Below are 11,692 nucleotides of genomic sequence, written 5' to 3' on the forward strand. Positions count from 1 at the left end.
CGGCAACCGCTGCGGGGTGCACGCATCACCGGATCGCTGCACATGACCGTGCAGACCGCCGTCCTTATTGAAACCCTGACGGTACTAGGTGCCGAAGTTCGCTGGGCGTCCTGCAATATTTACTCCACACAAGACCATGCGGCGGCTGCGGTCGTTGTAGGTCCCACCGGAACTGAATCTGCGCCGGCTGGCGTGCCAGTGTTTGCCTGGAAGGGTGAGACGCTGACCGAGTACTGGTGGTGCACCGAGCGGGCACTGGATTGGGGCGAGCGTGGCCTGAACATGTTGCTCGACGATGGCGGCGATGCCACGCTCCTGATCCACAAGGGGGTTGAGTTCGAGGGGGCCGGGGCAGTGCCGCAGGCCACCGAAGACGACAACGAGGAATACCGGGTCATTTTGGAGTTGTTGCGAGGCGTTTTGGCCGAGCAGCCTGGACGATGGACCCAGATGGCCGCTCAGATTGTGGGCGTCACGGAGGAAACGACCACCGGAGTTCACCGACTATACGAGATGTTGCAGGAAGGCTCGCTGCTGTTCCCGGCCATCAATGTGAATGATTCGGTAACCAAGAGCAAGTTCGACAACAAGTACGGCTGTCGGCATTCGCTCGTGGACGGCATCAACCGGGCGACCGATGTGCTGTTGGGTGGCAAGACCGCTGTGGTCTGCGGTTATGGCGACGTTGGCAAGGGCTGTGCTGATTCGCTCCGCGGTCAAGGGACCCGCGTCATCATCACCGAAATCGACCCCATTTGCGCCCTACAGGCTGCGATGGACGGCTACCAGGTAGCCCGGTTAGAGGACGTCCTAGATAGCGCTGACATCTTCATCACCGCCACGGGTTGCAAGGACGTCATCACCGCTGAGCAGATGGCAGAGATGAAGCACCAGGCAGTTGTCGGCAATATTGGACATTTCGACAACGAGATCGATGTCGCCGGTCTGCCGGCTTTGGCGGAACAGAACAACATCAAGCCACAGGTGGATGAGTGGCGCTTCGCCGATGGCCACTCGATCATCATGTTGAGTGAAGGTCGGTTGCTCAATCTGGGCAATGCCACCGGACATCCGTCCTTCGTCATGTCCAACTCGTTCACCAATCAGGTGTTGGCGCAGATCGAACTGTTCACCAAACCAGATGATTACCCGATCGGCGTGTATGTCCTGCCGAAAAATCTAGACGAGAAGGTGGCTCGACTCCACTTGGATTCACTCGGGGTGGAACTCACCGAGTTGAGCAAACAGCAGGCGGAATATCTCGGTATTGACGTTGCTGGCCCCTACAAGCCAGAGCATTATCGCTACTGAGTGATGCGCACCGAGCGGCCAGCCGACTATCCCGGTTGTCCGGCGACGACTGCTGCGGCAGTCGTTGAGGGGCGCCCACTTTCTCCGACGTCGTGGGGTTGGCCTGACGTATCCATCAGCCTGATTGGGGCTTGGGTCCTCAGTATCGCTTTCGCGATCTTGGTGGCCTTCCTGTCGTTAGCTGACATGGATGTCGATTTCGCGTTGCTCGTTCTCGGTGGTTCGTTGGCCTCGTGGGTGGCGCTGGCCGGTTGGCCGCTGTTTGCGACTCGGGTGTGGGGCAACGGGCCGATGTTGGACCTGGGCCTAAAGTTCCAATCCGCTGATCTGCTGTGGGGTGTGGCCGGGGGGATTGCCGCCTATCTGCTCGGTTGGGTTGCCGCGCTTGCAACCGAATGGGTGGCTGGCTCTTTCGACTCCGCGGCGGGAAACGCCGCGGAAGAGATCGCCCTAAACGGCCACAGCTGGCAACTGGTGCTGTTCGCGATGGTGGTGTTGTTGGGGGCGCCGCTGGCCGAGGAAATCGGCTACCGGGGACTGCTGTTCGCCGCTGTCGTTCGCAGCGGCGTCGCTGGCTGGGGCAGCATTCTGATCACTGCCGCGCTCTTCGCGCTGCTGCACTTTGAGCCAGTACGGCTGGGGGTGCTGTTCGCTGTCGGCCTGGTGTTCGGCTGGTTGCGCCACCGGACCGGCAGACTGGGTGCCCCCGTGGTCGCCCACGCTGTCAATAACCTGCCCGGTGCGCTAGGAATCCTCGCGCTCGCGCCTTAGTGCGTCGCCGATAGCGATGGCTGATTACCCGCAGCGATCTACTCCGATTGCCCGTCTGGAACTGTCGCGGTTGATTCGCCATCAGTGGGTAATGGGCTGCCATCTGATGCAGCAAGGGCGTGGATACCGCCGTCCCTGGTGCCGATGTAGATTCTGCCGTCCCAAACAGCAGGGGTGGATTCGATGCAGCCACCCACTTTCACCTGCCACAGCTCAACCGGTTCAGCGGCAGTGTCGGCCACGTCGTAGCCGCGGACCTTGCCGCTGCAATCTCCGATGACGAGGACATCATCTACAACGACTGGCGACTGCCACGTGGGGCCTGCCAGCCGGAAAGACCATCGTTGTTTACCGGTTTCTCGATCCAGCGCGAGCACTTCACCAGCGTTGGTATCGAAGATCACGGTGTCTTTGTGTAGCGCGGGTGTGCCCCAAATACCGGCGGGCAGACTGTCCTGATCGTTGACTGACCACACCAGCGGCTTGTCAGGAGAACTGGGATCTAGCTTGATCATCTGACCGACTTTGCGCGAACGCGCGTTGCCCTTTTCGTATTCAGATCCGACGTAGAGGAATCCCTGTTCGTCGATCACGATCGAAGCGTCGGTGTCATCACCAGTCCAGAACCGGAAGGTTTGTTTGGGCTTGCGTCCCTCCGTCAAACCGGAGATGTCCCAGCCCTGCACTAGGCCCGCGGAGTTGGCGAAGTAGACGGTGTCTTGGTAGATCGAGACGGAGTTTTCGATCGAGACTTGATCGCTACCGAACTCAGTCAGCAACTTCTCGTCCCAACCGGGAGTATTGAAGACAAGTTCGGGATCTACCGTTACTCGGCCGCGCTCATCGTAGCCGCGGTTAAGTTTCACGATATGAAACTGGCTGTTTTCACCACCCTCAAACAAGTAGTCGTCGATGACCAAGGGTGAGCCGTCCCAATCGTTGTTCCATTTGATGGGAGAAACCGCATCGGCACTCAACTTCCACAACTCTCGGGGGCGCTTGCCATCGAAGGCGATCGCTCGCAGGTAGTTGTCGCGAGAACCGGTATAGACCAGCGGGTAGCCGTCCGGATCAATAGTGACGGTGCCCTTGATGATGTCTCCGGTTTTGAATGGCGGCAGGATCTGCTCACCGGTATCAGCGTCGACAAAGTGCACGCCGTAGTCATACGCCCCGAACACCAGCCATTGCCGATCATCTCGCTGGAAGGTTGTCGGCTGACCGGTCCACCCGGTACCGCACCAGGTTTGTGGTCCGCCACCGTCGTTGGACACCCCGCAGAGGCCACCCTCCTCGGGATAACGCCACACCTGTTGCGGGGTGGTCCGTGGCGCCGGCCCCTGGCCGTAGTACGTCCGGGTCGGGTTTCCCCGGAAGGTCAACAGCCCCGCTACTTCTCCCGGCGGGTAGGGCTTTCCCACGTTGGCGGGATCGGACCAGTACTCAGAATCAGTGACCAGGCCCGCGTCGCGCTCCTGCGGATTGTCTACCTCGTCGGGTTGCGGAGCCGACTCCGAGTCGGATCCCGAATCTGTCGCCGCCCGCAGATTAGCGTCGACGGCCTGTTGCACCGCTGGGGTGGACATCGCAGCCAGTAAGACCACACCACACAGCAGCAGCAAGCCGATCACGGCGAGCGCAGTTCGGTTCCACTTCATCAGGTCAGCCTACGTTTTGTTCAGATCTGGCCCGGCAGTGGACCGACTTCACTCGCCCAGTCGCGATGCGGTTCACCAGATGAGGTGGTGAGAGTGTCATGATGGTGACGTGTCTGGGCGAATACTTGTCGTAGATGACGATCCCGCGTTGGCGGAAATGCTCACCATCGTGCTGCGAGGTGAAGGCTACGGCGTCACAGTCTGCCGAACCGGCAATGAGGCGTTGGAAGCTATTGAGCAGGAAGAGCCAGCCGCAGTGCTGCTGGACGTGATGCTTCCGGGGCTAAACGGCGTGCAGGTATGCCAACGCATCCGCGCGCAGGGCGATACCCCGGTCATCATGTTGACTGCTCGATCGGATACCGCCGACGTTGTTCAGGGGCTGGAGGCTGGCGCTGACGACTACGTGGTCAAGCCGTTCAAGCCCAAAGAGCTAATCGCGCGACTGCGGGCGCAGATGCGACCGGGTCAGGAACCCTCACGGGAAATCATCAAACTGTTGGATCTAGAGATTGACTACTCCGGGCACACTGTCACTCGATCGGGTGAACCCATTTCGCTGACCCCGCTGGAGTTTGAACTGCTGGCGTGCTTGGCGCGCCAACCCTGGCAAGTCTTCTCTCGGGACATGCTGCTGCGGGATGTGTGGGGCTACCAACACTCCGCGGACACTCGGTTGGTCAACGTTCATGTGCAGCGGTTGCGGGGCAAGATCGAAATTGATCCAGAGAATCCTCGGTATGTGATTACCGTTCGTGGGGTGGGCTACCGGGCAGGCTCCGACGTCTAATGGCAGGCCGCCGCGGACTCATGCAGGTGTGGCGGGAGTCGCTGCAGTTCCGCACCGTGGTGACCACCGTGCTGGTCACCGTATTGGTGGTAGGGGCTGCCGGCATCGTGCTGATGCAGCGCATTTCTGCAGGAATCTTGGAATCAGAACTGCGCAGTGCCCAGGCGGAAGCTGCTGCCGGCAGAGCGTTGGCCCGCACTTACGCCGTCGACGACGACGGCAGTAATCCCAACAACCTCATTGATGACTTGGTCTCCGAACTAGCGGCCCGTGGCGGTCGCCCCGCCAACTTCGACATCATTTTGCTGCCCAAATCGCAGTCTGACTCCCGGCCAGCAGGTGCGACGGAACTGGTCTCGCAAGATTCGGTACCGCCAGAATTGATCCAAGCGCTGGAGCAGGAAGGCGGCCCGGCTTGGATTTACGGGGACATCCGCTACACCGATGACCGAACCGAACCGGGTCTGGTCTTGGGTGCCCCGGTCAATATCAAGGGAGTAGGCCAATACCGGCTGTACTACCTGTTTCACCTAGAGGGGATTGAGCAGTCGCTGGCGCTCATTCGATCGGCAATCATCGGCGTTGGGCTCGCGCTAGTGGTGGTCCTTGGTTTGTTTGCGTGGCTGTTGAGTCATCGCTTGGTAATGCCAGTGCGACAGGCCTCACTGACTGCCTCCGCGCTGGCCACCGGGGACCTGAGTCGACGGCTACCAGTTCGTGGTGAAGACGACATGGCGCGACTGGCAGAGTCCTTCAACTCTATGGCGGACAGTCTGGAAGAACAGATCACCCAGTTGCGGCAACTGTCGGAGATGCAGCAGCGGTTCGTAGCTGACGTCTCCCACGAATTGCGGACGCCATTGACCACCATTCGCATGGCGGCGGAAGTGTTGGCTGATTCCGGGGTGGCCACGCAGTCGCAGTCCCAGCGAACGGTGGAACTGCTGCAGTCGGAGGTGGAGCGATTCGGAGCGTTGTTGGCGGACTTGCTGGAGGTCTCCCGAATCGATTCCGGGCAGGCAGTGCTCGAGGCAGACGAAGTCGATCTGGTCGCCCTAGCGGCTGATCAGATTGAGCTAGTAAGTGCGGTGGCTGCCGATAACAGTGTTGAGATTGAGTTGCTTGGCCTCACCGAATGTCTCGTGCCATGTGACAGTCGGCGAATCAAACGCATTGTGCGGAATCTGTTGGTCAATGCAGTCGAGTACGGCGCGGGCCACCCAGTGCAACTCACCATCACTGGTGATGGCCAAAATGCGGCACTTCGGGTCACTGACAGCGGGAGTGGGATGACAGCCGAGCAAGCTGATCACGTGTTTGAGCGGTTTTGGCGAGCAGATCCATCTCGAGCACGGACGCTGGGCGGCACTGGGTTGGGCTTAGCTATTTCTCGGGAAGATGCCCGGTTGCACGGCGGTGATCTCACCGTGGCAGCCTCACCAAACCGTGGCAGCATTTTCACGCTGACGTTGCCGCTGAATAGCGATCGTCCCCATTCTGATCAACAGAAGCAGCAGATATCTAAGGTCGGCTGACAGCAGCCATCATCCCCAACTGGTCGTTGTCACCAGCGGCTGCCGGTCGCCGGCCCGACGCTTGGCCCATGTCGAGTTCGGAGGCCATGGCCGGTTTGTGGGCGGATGTCCGACAGCTGCTGCTGCCATCGCAATGCGTCTGGTGTCAACAACCAGGTTCATGGGCATGTGCTCCCTGCCAAGTTCGAGTGCGAGCAGTTGGCCCAGTCGCGGTGACGAGCGGTGAACTCCTGGTGACGACAGCAGCGACCTACCGCGAGTTGGCGCCAGCGATTCTCGGCTACAAAGAGCGAGGAGTCACCGCGCTCGCGCACTTCTTGGTGGACCGGCTGACTGCGGCGGTCACGCAGCAAGCTCTCGCGGCTGCCGTACTTGTTCCGATACCAACGACTGCCCGCGCCCGTCGTCGACGTGGGGCAGATCTGGTAGCAGAACTGGCAGTCGCGGTGGCTGCTGAACTGGGGTGGCAGTACCGGGCGGACCTGATCTGGCGAGGTACCCGAAGACAGCAGAAGCGACTCACTGGATCAGACCGATACCGGAACATGATGAACGCCTTTGCCGTTCGGCCTGGGGTCTCCTTCGTCGATGAAACCGTAGTGTTGATCGATGATGTTCTCACCACGGGTGCGACGCTCACCGCGGCAGCCACGGCGCTGCGGTCGGCACAGGCGGGCAGGGTTACCGGCGCGGTTCTCGCTAAATCTTCGTAACTTGTCTCGCTCCCAGCGCGGAAACCGGCTGCCGTCGGCGGTAGCGTGGAAGTAGCAGGTAATGCGACGCGAATAAGTGCATTACCTGGACGCACTGGCAGGAGGGCTGCGAAATGGATGTCATCGTGCGGGGCAGGCACATGGAAGTATCGGACAACTATCGGACGTTAGCGACCGAGAAGTTGGAGCGAGTAGAGCGGTTCGGGCTTGACATTGCTCGGGTGGATGTCGAGGTCTCCAAAGAGCACAATCCCCGAATGGCGGATCGAGCGATCGAGGTGGAAATCAACTGCTACGGCAAGGGTCCGTTGATTCGAGTCGAGTCTCACGCTGCTGACAAATACGCCGCACTGGATGACGCGTGTGGTCGGTTGACTGAGCGGTTGCGGCGGGCGTCCGATAAGCGGCGCAGCAAACGCCGTCGGCGGGCGCGACTAGTGTCATCAACGAGCCCGCTGCCGGAGCCAGCGGATCTACGGCCTGACGCAGAGCCAACCGACACCGCGACCGCCTACCTGGATGCCGAGGACGCGGCAGACGTAGTGGTGGCTGAGGGTCCGGTACTAGTGCGGGAAAAGCGCCATGCAACCGAGCCGATGACTGTCATGGATGCGCTAGACGAGATGGAGGCAGTTGGCCATGATTTCTTCTTCTTCCATGACGCCGAAGCGGACCAAGCGAGCGTGCTCTATCGCCGACGTGGCTACGACTACGGCCTGATCAGGCTGGAAATCGGATCGATCGATGGGCGAGCTGCCAGTTGACGATCGCTGAATCTGCTCGGCGGCTAGTAGCAGTGGCCGACCGTTCACCGGTCATGCTCCGCGGTCTAATGGAGTTGTTGACTGACGATGGCTTCGCCGTGGTGGGGTCCACATCGACCGCTGAGGTGTCGGAGCTCGTGGCGAAGTCACCAGATGCGCTACTCATCGATCTGCAGTTGCTGCTCGACGATCCGCAACTGTGGCCGGATGTGCAGCACACGCCGGTCATCCTAGGCGTTGTTCGGCGGTCGGTGGCAGACGCGATGCCCTACGTACAGTCCGGAGTGGCGGGAATCTGGGATCGAGACAGCAGCCAGAGTGAGTTGACCCAGATAGTTGCGGGAGCCATTTCAGGTGAACTGCAAGTGTCCGCTGCCGTCGGTGGCGAAGTCATGTCCCGTCTCAGTGCGGATCAAACGATGACCGGACTGCTCACTGCTCGAGAGCGGGAGATTCTGTCGCTGATGGCGGAGGGAGCAAGTAACCGAGGTATCGCGGAGCGGCTGGTGATTTCGGAGAATACTGTTCGCAATCACGTGCGCAGCGTGTTGGAAAAACTACAGGCCAGTTCCCGGACCGAGGCGGTTGTAATTGCCGCTCGTGCTGGTCTCATCCAACTTCGCTGATGCTGCCACCGCCTTGCTGGGTCGGCGGCGACTAGGATAGGACCATCTGCAACTCCCGAGAAAGGGTTGAAGCGTGTCGCTAATGGAACGTCTCCTGCGCGTGGGAGAGAAACGCATCCTGCGAAATCTGGAGTCAGTGGTTCGCCAAGTCAATTCCATCGAGGATGAGTACACCGCAATGAGCGATGAACAGCTCAGGGCGCTGACTCCGCAGTATCGCCAGCGAATCGACGACGGTGAAGAGTTGAACGCGATCATGGCGGAGGCCTTCGCCACAGTGCGTGAAGCTGCCCGTCGAACGCTGGGACAGCGGCATTACGACGTGCAGATTATGGGTGGAGCGGCACTACATCTGGGCAATATCGCTGAGATGAAGACCGGTGAGGGAAAGACGCTGGTATCCACCCTGCCCGCTTATTTGAACGCGCTCACGGGTGAGGGTGTCCACATCATCACGGTCAACGACTACCTCGCCTCGCGTGACTCGGAGTGGATGGGTCGGGTGCATCGGTTCTTGGGCCTTGAGGTCGGGGCCATCCTGGCCAACATGAGCCCAGTAGAGCGGCGGGAAGCCTACGCCGCTGATATCACTTATGGCACGAATAATGAGTTCGGCTTCGATTACCTGCGCGACAATATGGCCTGGAGTCCGGAAGAAATGGTGCAGCGCGGTCATGCCTTCGCCGTCGTGGATGAGGTTGACTCAATTTTGGTCGATGAGGCTCGCACGCCGCTGATCATTAGCGGTCCGGCTGATGAGGCCCCACAGTGGTACAACGAGTTTGCTCGGATCGCTCGCACCTTGGAGCGAGACGAGGACTATGAAGTTGACGAAAAGAAGCGAAACGTCGCCATCTTCGAAAGTGCCATTGACCGGGTCGAAGACCAGTTGGGGATCGAAAATCTGTACGACACCGTCAACTCTCCACTAGTCGCCTACCTCAGCAATGCGGTTAAAGCCAAAGAGCTCTACAAGCGGGACCGCGACTACGTGTTGATGGATGGCGAAATCTTGATTGTTGACGAGCACACCGGTCGAGTGCTGTCCGGTCGGCGGTACAGCGAGGGTCTGCACCAATCGCTGGAAGCCAAGGAGAAGGTCCAGATTCAGGCGGAGAATCAGACGCTGGCCACGATTACGTTGCAGAACTACTTCCGGTTGTACGACAAGTTGTCCGGGATGACCGGTACCGCGATGACCGAGGCTGCCGAATTCAGTCAGATCTACGGATTGGGAGTCGTGCCGATTCCCACCAACAAGGATCTCGCTCGAGCGGATGAGCCAGACCTGATCTTCCGTACCGAGGTTGCCAAGTTTGACGCGGTGGTTGCGGACATCGCCGAGCGGAACAAAAAGGGCCAACCGGTTCTCGTCGGCACCGTCAGTGTTGAGAAGAGTGAGTACCTATCTGATCAACTACGCAAGAACGGCGTTCCGCACGAGGTCCTCAACGCCAAGCAGCACCAACGGGAGGCGTCCATCGTGGCCCAAGCTGGGCGCAAGGGTGCGGTCACGGTGGCCACCAACATGGCTGGTCGCGGTACCGACATCATGTTGGGCGGAAACTCGGAGTTCATGGCCAATGAGGCGCTGGCCAAACGCGGCTTGGACCCAGTGGAAGATAGCGACGCCTATGAGGCTGCCTGGCCGGATGCGTTGGCCGAAGCGGAGCAAGCGGTTGCCGCTGAGCACGACGAGGTGAGTGAGCTCGGCGGGCTGTACGTGTTGGGCACCGAGCGCCACGAGTCACGGCGCATCGACAACCAGTTGCGTGGTCGATCCGGCCGTCAAGGCGATCCCGGCGAAACGCGGTTCTACTTGTCACTGCAGGACGACCTGATGCGGTTGTTCAAGGCGGAGATGGTCGATGCCTTCCTGCGGCGATTCAACGTTCCTGATGATCAGCCGATCGAGGCGAGCATGGTGACCAAGGCGATCGCTTCAGCGCAGACTCAGCGGGAGGCGCAAAACTTCGAAATCCGAAAAGACGTACTCAAGTACGACGACGTGCTGAATCGGCAGCGTGGCGTCGTCTACGACGAGCGGCAGCGGGTACTGGCGGGGGAGGACATCTCCGGTGAGGTCCATCAGTTCATGCAGGAGACCATCCGTGCCTACGTGGTGAACGCCACCGGCGAAGGCTACGCCGAAGACTGGGATCTCGATCAACTATGGACGGCGCTGAAGCAGCTCTTCCCGCTGGAAGCCACCGTGGACGAGATGATTGACGCCGCAGGTGGCGGTGATGTCACGGTACTGTCCACGGACTTCTTGTCCGAAGAGTTGCTCGTCGATGCCCGCGAAGCCTACGAGCAGCGGGAAGAGGAACTCGGGGCCGAGGCGATGCGAGAGTTCGAGCGCAAAGTCGTGCTGTCGGTCCTCGATCGCAAGTGGCGCGAGCACCTTCACGAAATGGACCACCTGCGCCATGGCATTGGGCTGCGAGCAATGGCACAGCGGGATCCGCTCGTTGAGTATCAGCGCGAGGGGTACGATCTGTTCAACGGCATGATGGACGCCATCCGCGAAGAGACGGTGGGTTACCTGTTCAACGCGCAGGTTGAGGTGGAAGAGGCCGACGAAGAAGAGGCGGTTGAACTGCCCAGCGGGTTGGTGGACGCGACGGCCAGCGCAGCATTTGCCACTCAGGGCGCTAGTGGCTCGCCTGAGATCAGCGCCAAGGGCCTCGGGCCGCAACGGCCGCAAAATATGCAACTCACCGCGCCCAGTATCGATGGCGCTGGCGGAGCGGTGACTCGCACCGCAGATGCCGACACGGAGTTGGAATCAGAGTCGGAGCTCGACCCCAACGCTTCCCGGGCGGAACGGCGGCGAGTGCAACGGTCCCGTTCGAAGAAGGGCAAGAAGCGCCGCTAGTAGCGACTAGACCTCGGCAGCGGTCACGATCCAACGATCGCGGCGCCGCCGCAGTTGTAGCGCCACCGCCTGCGGACGCCGCCGGCTGTGCACGACCGCACAGGCCTCAAGCACTGTCGGCGACACTTGGGTGACGCGCACACTGCTGGTTCGGCGCACGGGGGCGTTGGCCCGCGAACCAGCGACTGCGTGCATTACCCGCAATCTGCTCAACACTCGCGGGGACACCACCGTGTGCAGATGATTCGGCGGTCGTAGGCCGGCGGCGACTTCGACTATCCCCTGAGACAACTGGGCAATCCAGTACTGCGTCCTCGAAGTCACGGCGGGCCCCGCTTGCTGGGGTACCGTCTCGAGTTCTTGTTTTCGCCATTCCAACGACAACGGCTGTTGAAATATGGGGGCGACAGCAAGTTCCACAGTTGGAGAGGTGGCGCCAGCCAAACTATGCGATTTGATCCGATTTGATCCGATTTACCTTGATTCGAGAGACTACATCTAGCCTCCGCGTTCCCGTCAAGCCCCAGATGCTGTGTTCCGGATCACCCGTGAGTGTGGGCGACGTCAGGCAGGCTCGGCGACGGCGGATGCTGGAGGGGGGGGAGGTAGCCATGACTGAGTTGCCACAGCTGTGGGAGTTGGCGGC

Annotated in this window: 10 protein-coding genes; 8 read left to right on the forward strand and 2 right to left on the reverse strand. The window is 60.4% G+C overall.

Features of this window, described 5'->3' with window-relative positions:
- The coding region (ahcY, locus tag K0U62_04285; protein ID MCH9800739.1) for an adenosylhomocysteinase at positions 1 to 1,311 on the forward strand (1,311 nt) is incomplete at its 5' end.
- The gene (locus K0U62_04290) at positions 1,312 to 2,082 is read left to right on the forward strand and encodes a CPBP family intramembrane metalloprotease (GenBank protein ID MCH9800740.1); all 771 of its coding nucleotides are present in this window, start codon (positions 1,312 to 1,314) and stop codon (positions 2,080 to 2,082) included.
- 38 nt (positions 2,083 to 2,120) lie between these two features.
- Here K0U62_04290 and K0U62_04295 read toward each other — a convergent pair whose 3' ends face one another.
- Positions 2,121 to 3,740 carry a PQQ-binding-like beta-propeller repeat protein gene (locus K0U62_04295; GenBank protein MCH9800741.1) on the reverse strand — a complete coding sequence of 540 codons (1,620 nt, stop codon included), beginning with the start codon at positions 3,738 to 3,740 and terminating at the stop codon, positions 2,121 to 2,123.
- Positions 3,741 to 3,849: 109 nt separating this feature from the next.
- Between K0U62_04295 and K0U62_04300 the strand changes: the two genes are divergently transcribed.
- The 6 genes from K0U62_04300 to secA all read left to right on the forward strand — a co-directional run bounded on the left by K0U62_04300 (position 3,850) and on the right by secA (position 11,046).
- Positions 3,850 to 4,530 carry a response regulator transcription factor gene (locus K0U62_04300; protein ID MCH9800742.1) on the forward strand — a complete coding sequence of 227 codons (681 nt, stop codon included), beginning with the start codon at positions 3,850 to 3,852 and terminating at the stop codon, positions 4,528 to 4,530.
- A complete protein-coding gene (locus K0U62_04305; protein MCH9800743.1) occupies positions 4,530 to 6,065 on the forward strand; it encodes a HAMP domain-containing histidine kinase in 1,536 nt (511 codons plus the stop codon). The genes K0U62_04300 and K0U62_04305 overlap by 1 nt, the downstream gene beginning before the upstream one ends.
- A 68-nt stretch (positions 6,066 to 6,133) precedes the next feature.
- Positions 6,134 to 6,778, forward strand: a complete 645-nt coding sequence (locus K0U62_04310) for a hypothetical protein (protein ID MCH9800744.1) — start codon at positions 6,134 to 6,136, stop codon at positions 6,776 to 6,778.
- 113 nt (positions 6,779 to 6,891) lie between these two features.
- On the forward strand, positions 6,892 to 7,542 hold the full coding sequence (gene raiA, locus K0U62_04315) for a ribosome-associated translation inhibitor RaiA (GenBank protein ID MCH9800745.1): 651 nt from the start codon (positions 6,892 to 6,894) through the stop codon (positions 7,540 to 7,542).
- 32 nt (positions 7,543 to 7,574) lie between these two features.
- Positions 7,575 to 8,168: a response regulator transcription factor gene (locus K0U62_04320; GenBank protein ID MCH9800746.1), complete on the forward strand. Its 594-nt coding sequence runs from the start codon at positions 7,575 to 7,577 to the stop codon at positions 8,166 to 8,168.
- Positions 8,169 to 8,241: 73 nt separating this feature from the next.
- Positions 8,242 to 11,046: a preprotein translocase subunit SecA gene (gene secA / locus K0U62_04325; GenBank protein ID MCH9800747.1), complete on the forward strand. Its 2,805-nt coding sequence runs from the start codon at positions 8,242 to 8,244 to the stop codon at positions 11,044 to 11,046.
- Positions 11,047 to 11,052: 6 nt separating this feature from the next.
- On the opposite strand, the gene K0U62_04330 is transcribed toward secA, so the two are convergent.
- Complete coding sequence (locus K0U62_04330) at positions 11,053 to 11,466, reverse strand: hypothetical protein (GenBank protein ID MCH9800748.1); 414 nt, start codon at positions 11,464 to 11,466, stop codon at positions 11,053 to 11,055.
- Between the last annotated feature and the right edge of the window lie 226 nt (positions 11,467 to 11,692).

The organism is Actinomycetes bacterium (assembly GCA_022599915.1).
Classification (GTDB): domain Bacteria; phylum Actinomycetota; class Actinomycetes; order S36-B12.